Source organism: Arthrobacter sp. 24S4-2 (assembly GCF_005280255.1).
Taxonomy (GTDB): domain Bacteria; phylum Actinomycetota; class Actinomycetes; order Actinomycetales; family Micrococcaceae; genus Arthrobacter.
Window position 1 is genome coordinate 4,765,158 of sequence record NZ_CP040018.1, and the last position, 16,812, is coordinate 4,781,969.

Annotated in this window: 14 protein-coding genes and 1 pseudogene; 6 read left to right on the top strand and 9 right to left on the bottom strand. The window is 67.0% G+C overall.

The window, feature by feature from the left end:
* Positions 1-166 precede the first annotated feature (166 nt).
* Positions 167-679: a hypothetical protein gene (locus FCN77_RS22075; RefSeq protein WP_254678688.1), complete on the top strand. Its 513-nt coding sequence runs from the start codon at positions 167-169 to the stop codon at positions 677-679.
* A gap of 62 nt (positions 680-741) precedes the next feature.
* On the opposite strand, the gene FCN77_RS22080 is transcribed toward FCN77_RS22075, so the two are convergent.
* The 4 genes from FCN77_RS22080 to FCN77_RS22095 form a co-directional block, all read right to left on the bottom strand.
* Positions 742-1,398: a response regulator transcription factor gene (locus tag FCN77_RS22080; RefSeq protein ID WP_137324001.1), complete on the bottom strand. Its 657-nt coding sequence runs from the start codon at positions 1,396-1,398 to the stop codon at positions 742-744.
* On the bottom strand, positions 1,395-3,236 hold the full coding sequence (locus tag FCN77_RS22085) for an ATP-binding protein (RefSeq protein WP_254678689.1): 1,842 nt from the start codon (positions 3,234-3,236) through the stop codon (positions 1,395-1,397). The genes FCN77_RS22080 and FCN77_RS22085 overlap by 4 nt, the downstream gene beginning before the upstream one ends.
* 127 nt (positions 3,237-3,363) lie before the next feature.
* Positions 3,364-4,044 carry a response regulator transcription factor gene (locus tag FCN77_RS22090; protein ID WP_254678690.1) on the bottom strand — a complete coding sequence of 227 codons (681 nt, stop codon included), beginning with the start codon at positions 4,042-4,044 and terminating at the stop codon, positions 3,364-3,366.
* Positions 4,037-5,470 (bottom strand): sensor histidine kinase, encoded by a 1,434-nt coding sequence (locus tag FCN77_RS22095; RefSeq protein WP_254678691.1) that lies wholly within the window; start codon positions 5,468-5,470, stop codon positions 4,037-4,039. The genes FCN77_RS22090 and FCN77_RS22095 overlap by 8 nt, the downstream gene beginning before the upstream one ends.
* 350 nt (positions 5,471-5,820) lie before the next feature.
* Between FCN77_RS22095 and FCN77_RS22100 the strand changes: the two genes are divergently transcribed.
* On the top strand, positions 5,821-6,294 hold the full coding sequence (locus FCN77_RS22100) for a sensor histidine kinase (protein ID WP_137324004.1): 474 nt from the start codon (positions 5,821-5,823) through the stop codon (positions 6,292-6,294).
* A 90-nt stretch (positions 6,295-6,384) separates the two neighbouring features.
* Complete coding sequence (locus FCN77_RS22105) at positions 6,385-7,749, top strand: LssY C-terminal domain-containing protein (RefSeq protein WP_137324005.1); 1,365 nt, start codon at positions 6,385-6,387, stop codon at positions 7,747-7,749.
* Between the two features lie 64 nt (positions 7,750-7,813).
* On the opposite strand, the gene FCN77_RS22110 is transcribed toward FCN77_RS22105, so the two are convergent.
* Positions 7,814-8,749 carry a threonine/serine dehydratase gene (locus FCN77_RS22110; RefSeq protein WP_137324006.1) on the bottom strand — a complete coding sequence of 312 codons (936 nt, stop codon included), beginning with the start codon at positions 8,747-8,749 and terminating at the stop codon, positions 7,814-7,816.
* Between the two features lies 1 nt (position 8,750).
* Positions 8,751-9,548: an IclR family transcriptional regulator C-terminal domain-containing protein gene (locus FCN77_RS22115; RefSeq protein WP_137324007.1), complete on the bottom strand. Its 798-nt coding sequence runs from the start codon at positions 9,546-9,548 to the stop codon at positions 8,751-8,753.
* A 271-nt stretch (positions 9,549-9,819) separates the two neighbouring features.
* Between FCN77_RS22115 and FCN77_RS22120 the strand changes: the two genes are divergently transcribed.
* Positions 9,820-11,148: an MFS transporter gene (locus FCN77_RS22120; RefSeq protein WP_137324008.1), complete on the top strand. Its 1,329-nt coding sequence runs from the start codon at positions 9,820-9,822 to the stop codon at positions 11,146-11,148.
* A gap of 69 nt (positions 11,149-11,217) precedes the next feature.
* Here FCN77_RS22120 and FCN77_RS22125 read toward each other — a convergent pair whose 3' ends face one another.
* A complete protein-coding gene (locus tag FCN77_RS22125) occupies positions 11,218-11,691 on the bottom strand; it encodes a hypothetical protein (RefSeq protein WP_254678692.1) in 474 nt (157 codons plus the stop codon).
* Positions 11,692-11,700: 9 nt separating this feature from the next.
* Positions 11,701-13,620, bottom strand: a complete 1,920-nt coding sequence (locus FCN77_RS22130; protein WP_137324009.1) for a primary-amine oxidase — start codon at positions 13,618-13,620, stop codon at positions 11,701-11,703.
* Positions 13,621-13,742: 122 nt separating this feature from the next.
* On the opposite strand from FCN77_RS22130, the pseudogene FCN77_RS22135 reads away from it, so the two are divergent.
* Positions 13,743-14,338 (top strand): annotated as a pseudogene (locus tag FCN77_RS22135) (TetR/AcrR family transcriptional regulator).
* A gap of 127 nt (positions 14,339-14,465) precedes the next feature.
* Complete coding sequence (locus FCN77_RS22140; RefSeq protein ID WP_137324010.1) at positions 14,466-15,425, top strand: helix-turn-helix domain-containing protein; 960 nt, start codon at positions 14,466-14,468, stop codon at positions 15,423-15,425.
* Positions 15,426-15,457: 32 nt separating this feature from the next.
* On the opposite strand, the gene gdhA is transcribed toward FCN77_RS22140, so the two are convergent.
* Positions 15,458-16,795 (bottom strand): NADP-specific glutamate dehydrogenase, encoded by a 1,338-nt coding sequence (gene gdhA, locus FCN77_RS22145; protein WP_137324011.1) that lies wholly within the window; start codon positions 16,793-16,795, stop codon positions 15,458-15,460.
* Between the last annotated feature and the right edge of the window lie 17 nt (positions 16,796-16,812).

Here is a 16,812-nt window from a genome sequence, read left to right on the forward strand (position 1 = left end):
TATGCATTCTGGGCGCCGGGAACAGTTCCATCAAACAGCGCCAGCAAACAGTGCTAGCACGGAAGCCACGGGCAGGGCCCCGCGGGCACCATGGAAGCACCGGAACCGGAGAGAGCATCCCGGAACCGGAAACCCCACTCACCGCAACAGGAGCAACAAAATGTCCATGACCGCCGGAACAAAGAAGTCCCGCACCTCCCGCGCCAAGATCGCACTCGTCTCAGCAATGACGCTGGGGCTGGCTGCGGGTGGCGTGGCCCTGGCCGCACCTGCCCAGGCCGCCGCCACCAACTATGCCTGCACCGTCGTCCCCCTGAAGCCCATCTTTGCGGGCTTCAACTCTTCGGGCACCAAGCTGGTGGACTACCGGATCAATGTCTACTGCGCATCTAACCGTTCCGTCTACATCGAGCAGCAGCGCTGGGAGAGCGACGACTGGCCCAACGGTGATGACCACCTGGGCGACTCGGCGTTCAGCCGCTATCTCGGCCCCGCCAACGGCTGGCACACCATCCACAATGTCCGCACCCTGACCAACACCGAGATCGGCAACGAGGAGGTCTACCACAAGGTTCGCCACCAGGAAGGGCCAGCGGTGTCTGGTCGCCGTTCACCGGCTGGACCGGCAGCGGCACGACCTCGATGTCCAACTAGCTCCGTCCAACCAGCTCGATGTTGAATTAGCCCGACGTCCAGCCAGCAAACCGGCGGCAGCCCCGAAAAGGGCTGCCGCCGGTTTTGCTATTGCTGGCGCAGGTAGGTGAGCACGGCAAGGACCCGGCGGTGGTCCTCGGGTTCCGGCCGCAGCCCGAGCTTAAGGAAGATGCTCCGGATATGGGCTTCCACCGTCCGCTCCCCCAGGAACAGGGTCTTCCCGATCGCCTGGTTGGTGCGCCCCTGGGCCATCAGCTCCAGGACGTCCTTTTCCCGGCTGCTGAGCTCGCCTTCCCGCTGCTGGCCGTTGTGCGGCCGGGCCACCATGCGTGCCACCAGTTCAGGGTCGACGGCGGTGCCGCCGGCCGCCACGCGGTGCAGGGCGTCGATGAAGTCGTCGATGTCGGACACGCGCTCCTTCAGGAGGTAGCCGAGTCCCTTGGCGCCGTTCCCCAGCAGCGCCATCGCGTTCTCCGTCTCCACGTACTGGGACAGCAGGAGCACCCCGGTTTCAGGATGGTCGCGCCGGATGGCCGCGGCGGCCTGGATGCCTTCGGTGGTAAAGGTGGGCGGCATGCGGATGTCGACGACGGCGGCATCGGGCCGGTGGGCAGCGATGCAGGCCAGCAGTTCCTCGGCATCCGCCGCCTCGCACACCACCTCCAGCCCTTCGGAAGCGAGCAGGGCGGCAAGGCCGCGGCGGAGCAGCGCCGAGTCGTCGGCGATGGCGACGCGCAGTTTCATGGCATGTCCTCCGTTGGATCGGCCGAGAACGGCAGGACTGCCGCCACGGTGGTTCCGCCGCCTTCCGGGCTGGTGACAACCAGGGAACCGCCCAGCGCCGCCGCCCGGTCGGCCAGCCCCAGCAGGCCGCCGTCGGAACCGGGGCTGGCACCTCCGATCCCGTTGTCCGTGACGTGCAGGCTAACCCCGCCGTCCGTGCCCTTGACGCCGATCCGCAGGTGCGAGGCACGGGCATGCTTGGCCGCGTTGGTCACGGCTTCGGCGCAGATGAAATAGGCGGCGAGCTCAACCTGCGGCGGAGGCCGCACCGGTAGCTCGACCTCCAGCTCGATGGGCAGCGGGGAGCGTTCCGCGAGGGCAGTGAGGGATCCGCCGAGCCCCCTTTCCCGCAACGACGGCGGGTAGACTCCCCGCGCCAGTTCGCGCAGTTCCGCCAGTGCCACGGCAAGGTCGCGGCCGGCCTGTTCCACCAGCTCCTTCATTTCCCCGGCGCCGGCGGCACGCCGTGCCCGGGCCAGGTCCATGGATACCGCAACCAGGCGCTGCTGCGCGCCGTCGTGGAGGTCCCTTTCCAGTTCGCGGCGCCGGGCGTCCCCGGCAGTGACGATCCGTTCCCGGGACCGGCGGACCTCAACGAGCTGGTCCCGCAGCTGCTGCTCCATGTTCTGGTTGTCCAGGGCCAGGGACGTCGCACTCCGCACCGCGGCCAGCAGCTGCGGCTGGTCCCGGAGTGCTTCATCGAAGACCAGCGCGCCTACCGGGCTGCCGTTGCGCTCCAGCACCATCGCCGCCCGGCCGGATCCGTCCTCCGGGACCGCGCGGGGAACGCCGTCGTCGTCGACGAATCCTGCCAGGGCTGGCGACCAGCGCCACAGGCTGAGGGTGGGGTCCCGGACCGATCTGCGCAGGGCGCGGATGAGCCGGTCGCTGACCGGTGCCATTCCGATCTCCACCATCAGGTCGCTCAGCGCACCGCGCGCGAACCGGTACCGCCACAGGCCCAGCAGGACGGCGAGCGGCACCATCGCCGTCGCCGGGTACTGCCACAGCAGGGCCTCGTTGGACAGCGATCCCGTCAGCTGGACCACGGCCAGCGTTGCCCAGACCGTGGACGCCGTCTTAATGATCACGGCCAGCCACAGTGGCAGGAACGCGGCGCGGTAAGCGGGGGAACCGGAACGCCAGCGGGAGACGAGGACCGCCACGATGGCGAGGCCGATGCCCACCTGCGCAACGCGGGCAGCGTCCCCGATGGCGCTGGTGAGCTGCGGGCCGTCCCACAGCAGCAGCAGGTTTTGGGACGTGGACTGACCTGCCGCAACATGCAGTCGCGGATCGAAGAAGGCCCAGCTGGCGACGGCGATGGCCACCCAGGCGGCGAAGAAGAAAACCACCGCCCACCGTTCGGCCCTCGAGCGCAGGACCCCCGACGGGAAGCTCAGTGCAAGCTGCAGCAAGGGCGGCTGGTACATCAGCGTCAGCGTCACGCCGAGGGTGAAGAGGAACGGGTCGCTGGACCGCCTGACCCCGGCAGCCAGCCACAGCAGCCCGGCGACCACCAGGAGCAGGCCGGGGTTCCGGTTGGGGCGGGTCTGCCAGGCCGTGACGCCCGCCAGCACGAATGCCAGCCCCACGCCGATGAACATCGACAGTTCGAAGACCGAAAAGGAAGCCCGGTCCGGGTTCTCGCCCATGCGGATGACGCCCTGGGCATTGAGGACTCCGAGCGTCCGGGCCGGATCCTGCAGGGCCTCCGGCCGCCAGTCAATCGACAGCAGCACCAGGGCCAGGACGCCCACGGTGGCAGCCACTACCAGAACCAGTTGCTTGGGGGTCACGGTGCTTCCCTCCGCCAAGCTTAAGAATCCCACGCAGCCCCGCGGCGGGCCATAGCAGAGGGCCGTAGCAACGGGGTCATGGCATCGGAGCCGCAGCCCCCGAGCCGCCGCCTGGCCGGCGGCGCAGCTACCCCAGCAGCCGCCGTTCGTGGGCGAAGGCCACCAGCTGGAGCCTGGTGCGGAGTCCCAGCTTGTCCAGGACGCTGCGCAGGTGCGTCTTGATGGTGGCTTCGGAGACGAATAGGCTTCCGGCCATTTCAGCGTTGGCCAGCCCTTTCGCCGCAAGGAGGAACACGTCGCGCTCACGTGCTGAGAGCACCTCGAGGACGGAGAGGTCCGGCCCCGCGGAGGGCATGGTGCGTGCTGCGTGCTGGAAAAGCCCATGGACGGAGCCGGGTGCTATCACGGAGTAGCCGGCATAGACCGTGCGGATGGCGGCCAGGAGGAATTCCGGTTCCGCACTTTTGAGCAGGTACCCGCTGGCGCCGGCCTGGACGGCTTCCACCACCGCCTGGTCCCGGTTGAAGGTGGTCAGGGCGATGATCTTGGGCCGGTCTCCGCCCCCGGCGTCCTGCATCTGCAGGATGCGCCGGGTGGCGCTGACCCCGTCGAGGACCGGCATCCGAAGGTCCATCAGCATCACATCCGGATTCTGTTCGGACGCGAGCGCCACCGCCTGTTCGCCGTCGCCGGCTTCCCCGCAGAGCTCCATGTCCGCCTGGCTCTCGATCAGCATCCGGATGCCGGCGCGGAAAAGCGGCTGGTCGTCCACGAGCGCCACCAGGATGCGTCCTCCCGCATCAGCCACGGAGGGCCGCTTCCGGTTGGGACTCTTCGGGTTGGGTGCCTTCCGGCCGGGTTTCATCGTGCCGGGTCTCATCGTGCCGGGTTTCCATCGGCTTCGCTTCGAGGGGCGTGGCGCCCTCTGGTTGCGCAGCGGACGCCTCCTCGTCTGCGACTCCGCGGGAGTCGGAGGACCGCAGCCCGTAGGGAACGAAGGCAGTCACGCGGAACTGCTCACCGTCCGGCCCCGCCGTCACCCAGCCTCCGGCCAGATGCGCCCGTTCACGCATACCCGGTATACCCCTGCCCACGCGCTCCGCACCGGCCGCATCGCCGGCTCCCCCACTGGCTGCCCCGCCGGCCCCCTCGGCGGCGGCCATGGCCGAGGCCACGTGCAGGGTCAGTCCGGGGCCGCTCCAGTCAAAATGCAGCCGGACCGCGGTGCCGCGGCCGCCGTGCTTGAGGGCGTTGGTGAGGCATTCCTGGACTATCCGGAACACGGCCAGCTGCTGGCCGGCGGTGAGCTCCACGGGAGTGCCCGATTCGCTGCGCCGGATCGCCAGGCTGCCCTGGCGCATCCGCTCCACCAGCGGCGCAACATCGCTGAGCCGGGGCTGGGGCGCCATCATGCCGTCGTCGCGGACCCCCTCAATCACGCGTTGCGCGTCCACCAGGGCTCCGCGGGCGGAACTCGCGATGTTCTCCAGCGCGTTCAGCACGGCCCTGGGCTGGTCCGAACTCAGGTAGCGGGTACCGTCGGCCTGGGCCGCGATGACGGCCAGGGAGTGCGCCAGGACATCATGGAGGTCCCGTGCGATGCGCGTCCGCTCCTGTTCGACAATGAGGTCGATTTCCGCTTCCTTCAGGCCTGCCTGGGCGATGTTCCGGGCCCGGAACAGGCTGCCGCGTTCCTGGTACAGCTTCACAGCAATTCCGACGGCGGCGCAGCCCGCGGCGATGAGCGTCAGGATGGAGAAGAGCTGCCCGCCGTAAACCCGCAGGGCCACGCGGTCGCCGCCGTACAACGGGTAGAACCAGCCCACCCCGTAGCTGTACCGCCACGAGATCATCAGGAAGGTCATGGCCACGATGAAGACCGCGTTGGCCCCGGCCGCAACCAGGGCTGTCCTTTTGCCGGCCGTCCAGAGGATAAACGCCAGGGCGATGAACGACCCGATGTAGATGGGCCAGTGGTTGGCGTACATGGCCGGGATGAGGTAAAAGAACTGGCCAATCAGCAGGAGGGCCGTCAGGGCTAGCGAGGCGATCGGTTGCCAGACCGCCACGGCGATGGCCGCCGTCGTAAGCACCAGCGGGACCGTTCCTGCCCAGACGTTGAGTCCGGGCCACGGCCCCATCCTTCCTGCTTCGCCCACGCACCACAGCGTGAAGAAAAGAACGGCCGCCACGGGGGCGCCCCAATGCCGCATGACTTTCAGAAGTGGTTCCATGCCTGTCACCCTATCCACGCGGGGCGGCGCGCCCCTGCCGGCACCTGCCGTTTCCGGCTGAGCTCAACCTCAAAGCCAGCAGATTCATCCTTCGGGCCAGTACGGTGGCCGGAGTTGCGGAAGAACGGATTTTGCGAGTTTGTGCGGGTCCATCCCGGGATGGCCGGGTAAACAACGGCAAGGATGGCTCGACGGGCCCCTCCTTGCCCGGCCGCCCTGAACTTGAGCCAAAATTGCGCAAACCCAGCGGAGCCCCTGATTCTGCCGGTTCACCCTTGAAACATAACAAGGCGGGAACCCAGCACCCGTGAAAAGGAAGAATCACAGGCTGCAAGGAAGCAGGACTGGCCATGAAAAAGGCTCCAGCTGTCAATAAAGTCACCGCGATCCATGGCGTCATCACGGATCAAAGCCCGGTGGATTTCCACACCCTCGGGCTCGCCGGCTGCATCGACCGGCTGGCCGCGCCGCTGCGCGAACAGGGAACCTCGGTGCGGTGGGAAACCCCGCACCATGGCATTGAAATTCCCGCGGGCAGCGCCACCCTGCTGTACCACGTCGCCCAGGAAGCCCTGAGCAACGCGTTGAAGTACGCGGGCGCCACGGAACTTACCGTCCGGCTTGCTGCCGTGCATCACGGCATCCGGCTGACGGTGGCTGACAACGGCACGGGCTTTGACGGCAACGACCACACCGGCAACCGGCCCCACGGGTTCGGGCTGCTGCTGATGTCCATCGCCGTCGACGACGCAGGCGGCGACGTGACGGTCGAATCGGCGCCCGGCCAGGGCACCTGCGTTACGGTCACTCTTCCGCTCGACTGACAACACAATTCTCAGGGGGGATCACATTGCGTATCAGTTCGAATCACTGTGTCCACGGATCCGCACGCCGGTTCCAGTATCATCTTGGTCATGACCAGGCCTGCGGTGAGGGTTTCCGTCACCGGCATTGCACGCGCAGCAATGGATACCGTCTGGGACCGGATCTTCTTCCTGGTGGGTGGTGTCGCCGCCGCCTGGTTGACGTACCTTCTCCTTGAGCTCAGCTTCCAGTGGGGCTGGGGCCAGATCTGGTTCACATTCATCTTCTGGGCCATGCTCGCCTACCTCGTCCTGCCCAGGCTGCATTCAATCCTGACCCGCGTCTACGTCCCCGATTACTTCATCGGGCGGGCCCGCACCAGCGACGGCCTGTTGGGCGATCCGGTGAACGTCGCCCTGCTCGGCACCGAAGCGCAGCTGCACCAGGCAATGCGCCGGGCCGGCTGGACCATCGCCGACGACGTGACGCTGGCAAGCGGCTGGAGAATCGTCACCTCCACCCTCCGGCGCAGCAGCTACCTGGAGGCCCCGGTCAGCCCGCTTTTCCTGTTCGGCCGGCAGCAGGACTTCGCCTACCAGCAGGAAGTGGACGGAAGCCCCGGCAAACGCCACCACGTCCGTTTCTGGCGCTGCCCTCCCGGGTGGCTGCTCCCCGGCGGCCTGGCCGTGGACTGGCTGGCCGCCGGTACGTACGACCGCAGCGTCGGCTTATCACTGTTCACCCTCCAGATCACGCACAAGATCGACGAGCACACGGACGATGAGCGGGACCACGTGGTGAAGTCCATTTCCGACGCCGAGCCGTCCGCCGCCGTCAGGGTGGTCCGGGATTTCTCCACCGGCTACCACACCCGCAACGGCGGGGGCGATGAGATTGCGACGGACGGTGACCTCCCCATCGTCGACCTCCGCGGAACGCCGGTGCCCGGCGGCGCCACGCCCCGCCTCCCGAGCGACAGCCGCAACAGGCGCCCCGCCCCCACCATCATCGGGGCGGCACTGGTGGCCGCACGTGCCGTGGCCGCAGCGGCACTGGCCATGTCCATCGCCCTCTTCCCCGGCGAACACCTGGAGCCGCTCCTGCAGTCCGGTGCCGGCGCTGGTTCCGGTCCCGGGCTGACCCAGGGCCAGGCCCAGCTGGTTCTGTATCTGGGCCTCGCGGTGGTGGTCCTCTTCGCCCTCGCGGAACTGCTGCTCGCCTGGCTGGTTTTCCTGGGCCGGAACTGGGCGCGGACCCTCGCCATGGCTGTGAGCACTGCCGCGATCGGACTTCAGGTCATTGACGTGGCACGCGGCGGCCCCGGGATCACGCTGCAGTCCAACCTTCCCGGCCTCACGCTGGACATCCTGCTCATCCTCGCCCTGTCGAGCCGGCGGTCGCGCGTCTACGCGCGGCGCGACCGCAAGGAACCAAAGCGGATCGCCGCCCGGCCCGGAGGCCGCGCAGCGATCTAACGCGCGCCGCCACCTGAACGCGCGAGGCTACCTCAGTGCGATCCCAGCTGAGATTCGGGGACGGTCAGACGGTGCAGGGGTCCGTGTTGGCGCCGCACAGGATCACGGCAACACGTTCGCCTTCCCCCGGAATGTACGCCCCAGCCGTCAGTGCGGCAAAGGCGGCCGCCGCACCGTGCTCCACCACCATCCGGTATTCGGCCCACAGCTGCGAGCGCGCGGCGGCGATCTCGTCGTCGGACACCAGTACGCTTTTCACGCCGGTCCGAACCGCCACCTCAAAGCCGATCTGTCCGATCCGCCGCGCCCCGAGTGAATCCGCGGCGATCCCCGAGACAGCCACGTCTATGGGGGTTCCCGCCTCCAGGGCAGCATGCAGCGTGGGTGCGGTGGCCGGCTCCACGCCCACCACATTGGCCAGGCCTTCGACGGCGGCCGCGATCCCCGCCATCAGTCCCCCGCCGCCCACAGCCACCAGGACGGTGTCCACGCCGCCGCCCAGCTGTTCCAGGAGCTCGGAGCCTACGGTGCCGGCACCCGCGGCAATTTCAGGCTGGTCGTAGGCATGGCAGTACACGGCACCGGTTTCGGCCGCATAGGCGATCGCGGCGTCGTAGGCGACGGCGTATTCGGCTCCGCGCTGGATGACGGACGCCCCGGATTCCCGGAGCTTCCTCACCTTCATGGCGGGGGCGGTCTCGGGGACAAAGACGGTGGCAGGCACACCTGCCTGCGCCGCGGCGTAGGCGTTGGCGAGGCCGGCATTCCCGCCGGAGGCCACAACGATTCCGACGTCCTCTTTAAGTTCGCCGCGTTCACGGCAGGCCAGCATCCGGTTGAACGCGCCCCGGGCCTTGAACGTACCGGTGTGCTGCATGTACTCGCACTTGAACCAGACAGTCCCGGAAAAGCTCCCCCGGTCCGATTCGATGACCGGTGTGCGGCGCACCAGCCCGGCAATCCTTGCAGCGGCTTCATCGACGTCAGTACGTGTGATCATTTCATCCCCGGATGGCAGTGTTGAGTGGTTCGGTGGCGCGGCCGCCGTAGTCGTGGCCGATCTGGCGCGCGGCGTCCTGCAGGAGCGGCACCACGGTTTTTTCGATGTCCTCCGCGGGCGCCCTGTGGGTCTGGAGGGAAACGTTGACGGCGGCGACCACGTCGTTGCCGTGCCAGACAGGGACAGCCACTCCCCGGAGTCCTTCCTCCAGTTCCTGCGACACCATGGCCCACCCCTTGGCCCGGGCCTGTTCCACTTCCGCCTTGAGCTGTCCGAGGCTTCCGATCGAGCGCTCGGTGAACCGCTGCAGCTGGACCGAGTCGAAGTACGTCTTCAGGTCCGCGTCGGACAATGCGCCCAGCAGCACCCGCCCCATGGAGGTGGCCCAGGCCGGGAACCTGGTGCCCACGCTGATGGAGACGCTCAAGAGCCTGGGCGACGGGAGGCAGGCAACGTAGACCACGTCGGTGCCGTCGAGGATGCACAGCGATGTTGTTTCGTTGAGCTCGGCGGCCAGCGACTTGAGGTGCCGCTCGGCAATCCTCGGCAGCGCCAGGTTGGCCAGGAAGGACTGGCCGATGTCCAGGGACCGGGGAGTCAGTTCGAAGTACGGGCCGTCGGCGCGAAGGTAGCCGAGGTCCGTTAACGTCAGCAGGAACCGCCGGGCGGAGGCCCTGGTCATGTCCGACTTCGCGGCTATGCGGGAAACGGTCAGGCGGGGTTCATCCGGGGTGAAGGCCCGCAGTACGTCGAAGGTCTTCTCCACCGACTTCACGAAGTACGCGGGTTGCTCCGCCATCGAATCGCTTGCCCTCCCTGAAGCTGACTTTCGGCGCCCGCAGGCGCTCGGCCGTGGACTTATTTCGATCATATCCGGATAAACCGCGACGCCGGCCCGCGGCATGGTGGCACCTCTCAGTTGGGAGATGCAGCCGGAAGGCGTTGTGAGGCACCTCACTCTGCGGTACGCTATTCCTAGTCGCATATCGCACAGCTGTTCGTAATGCGCACAAATCAGATCGCATCCATGCACCGGAGCACCTGTCTTTCAGTGTGGAAGGACCATCAGAATGACCAATCTTGCAACCACCGCCGAGACCGCCGAGACGCAGCGAAAGCTCAAGCGGGCCAAGAAGGCAGCGCTCGCCGCATTCCTCGGCGGCGCCCTCGAGTACTACGACTTTTTCATCTACGCCACAGCGGCGTCACTGATCTTTTCGAAGATCTTCTTCCCGTCGGGTGACCCCACCGTCGCGCTGCTCGCCTCCTTCGCCACCTTCGGCGTCGCCTACGTGGCCCGCCCGTTCGGCGCCGTGCTCTTCGGCCACCTCGGGGACAAGATCGGCCGCAAGGCAACCCTGGTCCTGACCCTCGTACTGATGGGTGCCGCCACGTTCCTGATCGGCGCCCTGCCCGACTTCAACACGGCCGGCTACTGGGCGCCCGCCCTGCTGGTGCTGCTCCGGCTCATGCAGGGCCTCTCGGCAGGCGCTGAAACCGCCGGGGCTTCGGCCCTGACCACCGAGGAAGCCCCCACGGGCCGGCGCGGCTTCTTTGCGAGCTTCGCGATGAGCGGCATTTCCTTCGGCATCGTGCTGGCCTCCCTGGTCTTCCTTCCGGTGGCCGCCATGAACGAAGCGGACCGGCTCGCGTGGGGCTGGCGCATCCCGTTTTGGCTCTCGGTCATCGTGCTCTTCGTGGCCTACATGGTCCGCCGTTCCCTGGAGGAACCCGAGGTCTTCGAGGAGAAGCACGATCACGGCGAGCTGGTGAAGCTCCCGTTCGCCAAGATGTTCAAGACCCACCCGGCGCAGTTCTTCCAGGTGGCCCTGATGTCCTTCGAAACCGTCACCAACACCTTTATGCAGTCCTTCGGCCTGGCCTACGCCGTCTCCGTCGGCGTTCCTGCCTCCACGATGCTGTGGGTCAGCATCCTTGGCAATGTGATCGCCATTGGCTCCCAGCCGCTGTTCGCGCGCCTCTCTGACAAATTCGGCCGCCGCCCGGTCTTCATCGCAGGCGTCCTCGGCTCCGGGGCGATGATCTTCGTGTATTTCTCGGTCATCTCCACCGGCAACATCCCGATGATCTTCCTCGCCAGCACCCTCATCACAGCCGGTACCTACTCGATGTCCAACGCCATCTACCCGGCGTGGTTCTCCGAGCTGTTCAACGTCAAGGTGCGCTACTCCGGTATGGCCATCGGGCTCCAGATCGGCATCCTCTGTGCTGGTTTCACGCCGCTGCTGGGAACCGCGCTGGTGGGTGCCACCAAGGCCAACTGGGGTCCGGCCGCCTGGATCGTGGCGGCATCCTCGCTGCTGGCGGTCGCCGGCGCAGTGTGGGCCCGGGAAACCCACAAGACGCCGCTGCGCGAACTGGGCAACCCCGTCCGCTGAGAGACCGGTGGTTGGGCCTTTCGAAACCCCGGATCCCGGCAAGCTCAATCACAGGACCGGCAAGCTCGATCACCGGCGCCGCAGCCGGGCCAGCAACGTGGCGGCGAGCAGCGCCGTCGTAATTTCCAGCACCACGATGGCCAGCAATCCCACGGCCGCCGACCCTGAGTCCCCTGCTGCCGGGAGGGCAGCCACCCCGTGGTTGTGGCCGGCCGCCCCGCTGCCGGAACCGGAACCGCCCAGTAGCAGGACGGCGTGCAGCACAGTCATCGCCAGCGCACAGCCCATCACCTGGCGCAGGGCTCCTGTCCTCCCATCTCGCCAGATGTGGACAGCGCAGGGCAAGCAGACGGCCACCATGGCGAGCATCAGCAGGTTCAGCCAGAGCCCGTGGAGGTTGCCCGCGACGAGCCAGAGGTGCACCAGGCAGGACGCGGCAGTCACCGCCGCCACCACACGGGTATGGACAACACGGGTATGGACAACGCGGCGAGGGCCGGGGACGGGACCGGCGGGCCGGCCCCATCCCCGCAGGGCTGTCACGGCCTCAGCCTAGCCGTGGCAATGTCCGCCGGCGGCGGGCTGCGCACTGGCCGGCACATCCAGCACGGGGCTGCGGTCGAAGAACCCGTCCGGGCGCAGCTTGAAGCCGACGGTGTCCACGGGCATGATGGGCCAGTCCTCGGTCCGCGGGAAGTGGGTCAGGCCGAAGGTGTGCCACACCACGATGTCCTGGCCGTCGATGTCGCGGTCCTGGGCGATGTAGGCCGGCAGGCCCGCTCCCCCGGAATGCTGGTTGACGAAGTCGCCGGTGGGGTAGCGCTCGTCCTCCGCGAACCGGGTGACCCACAGGTCCTTGGTGGCGAACGCCGCACGCCGGGCGATGGAGGACTCCGGAGCGGCGAGCAGCGTGGGCTGGCCCTGGGCGTGGAGCTTGTAGCCAACGGGTTCGCCCAGCCGGTTGCGCGATTCCGGGTTGGAGATGATCCAGGTCCGGCCGCTGCGCGCATCGGCCTCACGGACGCCGTCGGACTCGCGGCGCAGGACGCTCCGCTTCCGGGAAAAGGCGTTGCCGCGTTCGTTTCCCTCCCCCATGGGCTGCCGGACCACATCCTCTTCCTCCACCCGGTTGGTGAAGCCGTCGATCGCCATGTCCAGCCGGGCGCTGAAGAGGTGCTGGTGGAACGGTGCGCCCAGCCCGGGGGCCAGTTGGGAGATGTTGTCCGAGCCGCCGTCGGGGAAGGCGCTGGTGAACACCACGCCGGTGGCCTTGGCCTCGAATTCGATGGTGCCGTCGAGGTAGAGGTACCAGTAGAAGCCGTAGTCGTAGTTGCCGATGGTGGTGAAGAAGGAGATCACCAGGCGGCGGTTGCGTCGGGTGTAGGTGACGCCGGACCAGAGGTCGCTGTGCTTGGCCAGGATGCCCCAGTCCTCCTCGTGCATGCAGATGCCGTTGCGGATTTCGCGCGGATTGCCGAACGCGTCGCTGATCACAGGGCTGAGGTAGGTGATGTCGCCGAGGCAGTCGCAGCCCAGCTCGAGGGAGTTGGCGTACTGGCCCACCAGGTATTCGCCCGTGTCGAAGTAGTTCTGCCAGGACCGGATGGGCGACGGGTCACCGTAGGGGACCACCATCTCGGCAATGGAGGCGCGGTTGATGATGGGCCGCTTTCGGTCGCCGTCCCGGAACGCGATGTTGTGCAGCACCACGCCCTCGCGGACGTCGAAGCCGACGTCCACGCTCCACTTTTCCCACTCAACGTGGTTGCCGCCGGTGACCGTGAAGCTGGGCCCTTCGGGCTGGGTGATGCTGATGGGCTTCTGCGTGGTGCGCAGCGGGCCGGTCAGCTCCGGGTCGGTAAAGTTGCCGTGCTCTGCGGGAATGGGAACGGCGCCGGTGTCCAGGACCTGAGTGACTTCCTTGCTGACGACGTCAACGTAGGCCACCAGACCGTCCACCGGATGCGCCCAGGCGCTGTCCTCGGGAAACTCCTGGACGAAGGCCAGCCCGCGGAGGATGCGGCGGCCCTTTTCCTCCGGGTATTCGAAGACGCCGGCGGACAGCGGGGCAACGCGGACCTTGCTGACGTCAAGGTTTCGGTCGGCGAGGGCCTTGAGCCACCGCGCGTCGGACGCCAGCAGCTCCTCGACGACTTCAAATTCCTCTTCCAGGACGGGCAGCTCGCCAGTGGCGGCGGTGTCGAGTTCGACGGCGGAGGTCACCGTGCCGCCCGTGGCGGAGACCGTGACGTCCAGGGGCCGCCCGCCGGAGACATCGTGGATGAACACGCGGAAGCGCCGGTCCCCGGAATCCGGAACCGCGCCCCGGGCCGGATCCAGCAGGCCAAGGTAGGCGATCCGCTTCTCCGGGCCAAGAAGTCCCCCGCTTCGGAGGATGGCCTGGACGTCGGTGATTTCAGCGCCCGTTGCCAGGCGGTACTGGGTGACTGTGTCAGCTGGTGCGAGTGTCATGGGCGACCTTTGTCCGGGACCGTGTTCGGTCGGAATTTTTATATTCTATAGTTGTAGAGAATAACCGTCCGTAAGATGGCTCACAATAGCCAGACGCGAAATATTTCCCGGGGAGCGGCAGCGTGCCAAAGATTGTTGACCATGACGAGCGGCGCCTGGAGCTGGTGGATGCGACCTGGCGGATCATCGCCCGGCTGGGCATTGAAGGCGCCACTATGCGGGAGATCGCCCTCGAGGCCGGCTTTGCGAATGGCGCCCTGAAGCCGTATTTCCCCACCAAGGACACCCTGCTGACGTTCGCCTTCGGCCACGTCTTCAACCGGACCAATGAACGCATCAGGGAAGTGACTGCAGGCAAGACCGGCATCCCGGCGCTGCGGGCCTTCTGTGACGAGGTGCTGCCGCTGGACTCCGAACGCGTCAGCGAAGCGCGGATTGTCATTCCCTTTTGGCAAAAAGCCATCAATGATCCGGAAAAGGCAGCCATCCACCGGGAGTCCATGGAGCAGTGGCACGCGGCGATCCTGGAATACCTGGCGCAGGCCCGGGAGCTCGGATCCGTCAGTGCCGCCGTCGAGGACGCGGCCGTTGCCGGCCACTTGCTGAACATGCTGCTGGGGGCGCAGATTGCCGCCGCCCTGGCCCCGAAGGGCAGGCGGATCCGGGCTTGAGCCAACAGCTGGAGGCATTCCTGACCCTCCTGGAGGCGAAGAAGTGATCTTTTTTCGACAAGTGTTGAAAAAAGATGACAACGCGGAATTTCGGCGCTAATCTGAAATGACTGTGTCCCAGGACACAGTCTTGGGGACCGAAATTCAGATGGCCGTCCGTCGTCAGGAACATCCATGTCTGCAACAACAGCCCGCCCGGCGGGCCAGGACCTCACCTCCAGCGTGGCCGCGTCGTTTGACCACTGGAGACACCTCGTGGCGCAGTCCTTCGTGCCGCTGACCGCGGAGACGGACCGCCCCGACGCCTTCCGGGGCCGGATGCGGTCCAGGGTGCTGGACCGCATGTGCATCGTGGAGGTGTCGGCCACGTCCCACAGCGTCCACCGCACGCCGGCCCACCTGGCGCAGCCCGGCCAGCGCTATTTCAAGCTCAACCTTCAGCTGGAGGGCACCGGCCTCCTCATCCAGAACAACCGCGAGGCCGTGCTGCGCCCCGGCGACCTGGCCATCTACGACACCAACCGGCCCTACACGCTCGCCTTCGAAGAGCAGGCCCGGATGATGGTGGTCATGTTCCCGCACGACTCACTGTCGCTGCCGCCGGACTACGTGGGGCAGCTTTCCGCCGTCCGCCTGGCCGCTGGGCACGGGCTCACCAGCATCGTGGGACCGTTCATCACACAGCTAGCCGGCAACCTCGAAGCACTCAGCGGCCCCAGCGGTTCCCGGCTGGCCGCCAATACGCTCGATCTCGTGTCGACGATGCTCCATTCCGAACTGGACCTGGCCCCGGACACCATGAAGCCGCAGATGGTGCTGGCCACGTCGGTCCGCGAATACATCGACGCGAACCTCGCGGATCCGCAACTGTCACCGGCCAGCATTGCGGCGGCCCATTTCATTTCGACGCGCCACCTGCACAACGTCTTCCACGAGTCCGGCACAACGGTTGCCAGCTGGATCCGGAACCGGCGGTTGGAACGGGTTCGCCGCGACCTCAGGGACCCGCTGCATTCCGGAACCTCAGTGGGCGCCGTGGCAGCGCGCTGGGGATTCCTGGACGCGGCCCATTTCAGCCGCACTTTCCGGGACGCCTACGGCGAATCTCCCAGCGACTGGCGCCGCGGCGCGTAAATCGGCGCGGCCATGCGCCCAGGTCGCGACGCCTAGATCAGCCCCTGGGCGAGCATGGCGTCGGCCACCTTGACGAAGCCTGCGATGTTCGCGCCCAGCACGTAGTTGCCGGGTTCGCCGTACTCGTCCGCAGTCGAGGCGCAGCGGTGGTGAATGCCCACCATGATGTCCGTGAGGCGCTGTTCCGTGTGTTCGAAGGACCAGGAATCACGGCTCGCGTTCTGCTGCATCTCCAACGCCGACGTGGCCACGCCGCCCGCGTTGGCGGCCTTGCCGGGTCCGAACAGCACACCCGCGTCCTGGAACACCGCCACGGCCTCACGGGTTGAGGGCATGTTGGCACCTTCGCCGACGGCAAGCAGCCCGTTGCGGACCAGCCTCGCGGCAGCGTCGCCGTCGAGCTCGTTCTGCGTGGCGCACGGCAGCGCCACCGTAGCGTCGACGTCCCAGACGGAGCCGGCCTCCACGTAGGAAACACCGGAACGGCGGAGCACGTAGTCCTTGAGGCGTCCGCGTTCCACTTCCTTGACCTGGCGGAGCAGTCCGACGTCGATGCCCGCCTCATCCACGATGTAGCCGGAGGAATCCGAGCAGGCCACCACTGCGGCGCCGAGTGCCTGCGCTTTCGCGATGGCGTTGATGGCCACATTGCCGGAGCCGGATACCACCACGCGCTGGCCGTCGAAGGACGCTCCGCGGGTCTTGAGCATCTCCTCGGTGAAGATCACGGTGCCGAAGCCGGTGGCTTCGGGCCTGACCAGCGAGCCTCCCCAGGAGATGCCCTTGCCGGTCAGGACGCCTGACTCATAGCGGTTGGTGATGCGCTTGTACTGACCGAAGAGATAACCGATTTCGCGGCCGCCGACGCCGATGTCGCCCGCCGGCACATCGGTGTACTCGCCGATGTGACGGTACAGCTCGGTCATGAACGACTGGCAGAACCGCATGACTTCGGCATCACTGCGGCCGCGGGGGTCGAAGTCGGAGCCCCCCTTGCCGCCGCCAATCGGCATGCCGGTAAGCGCGTTCTTGAAGATCTGCTCGAAGCCGAGGAATTTCACGATGCCGAGGTAAACGGACGGGTGGAACCGGAGGCCGCCCTTGTAGGGGCCAAGTGCCGAGTTGAACTCCACACGGAAGCCGCGGTTGATCTGTACCCGGCCGGAATCGTCGGTCCACGGCACGCGGAAGATGATCTGGCGTTCGGGCTCGCAGAGCCGCTCCAGGATGGCGGCTTCGAGGAACTCGGGGTGCCGGTCGTGCACGGGGCCAAGGCTTTCGAACACCTCCACCACGGCCTGATGGAACTCGGCCTCGCCCGGGTTCCTGGCCAGGACGGTATCCCTGATGGCTTCCAGCCGTGCGTCCATGCAACTCTCCCTGCCTC

Coding starts and splice junctions, on each gene's coding strand:
- FCN77_RS22075 (WP_254678688.1), top strand. CDS start 167: ATGACCGCCGGAACAAAGAAGTCCCGCACCTCCCGCGCCAAGATCGCA.
- FCN77_RS22080 (WP_137324001.1), bottom strand. CDS start 1,398: ATGAAACTGCGCGTCGCCATCGCCGACGACTCGGCGCTGCTCCGCCGC.
- FCN77_RS22095 (WP_254678691.1), bottom strand. CDS start 5,470: ATGGAACCACTTCTGAAAGTCATGCGGCATTGGGGCGCCCCCGTGGCG.
- FCN77_RS22100 (WP_137324004.1), top strand. CDS start 5,821: ATGAAAAAGGCTCCAGCTGTCAATAAAGTCACCGCGATCCATGGCGTC.
- FCN77_RS22105 (WP_137324005.1), top strand. CDS start 6,385: ATGACCAGGCCTGCGGTGAGGGTTTCCGTCACCGGCATTGCACGCGCA.
- FCN77_RS22110 (WP_137324006.1), bottom strand. CDS start 8,749: ATGATCACACGTACTGACGTCGATGAAGCCGCTGCAAGGATTGCCGGG.
- FCN77_RS22115 (WP_137324007.1), bottom strand. CDS start 9,548: ATGGCGGAGCAACCCGCGTACTTCGTGAAGTCGGTGGAGAAGACCTTC.
- FCN77_RS22120 (WP_137324008.1), top strand. CDS start 9,820: ATGACCAATCTTGCAACCACCGCCGAGACCGCCGAGACGCAGCGAAAG.
- FCN77_RS22130 (WP_137324009.1), bottom strand. CDS start 13,620: ATGACACTCGCACCAGCTGACACAGTCACCCAGTACCGCCTGGCAACG.
- FCN77_RS22140 (WP_137324010.1), top strand. CDS start 14,466: ATGTCTGCAACAACAGCCCGCCCGGCGGGCCAGGACCTCACCTCCAGC.
- gdhA (WP_137324011.1), bottom strand. CDS start 16,795: ATGGACGCACGGCTGGAAGCCATCAGGGATACCGTCCTGGCCAGGAAC.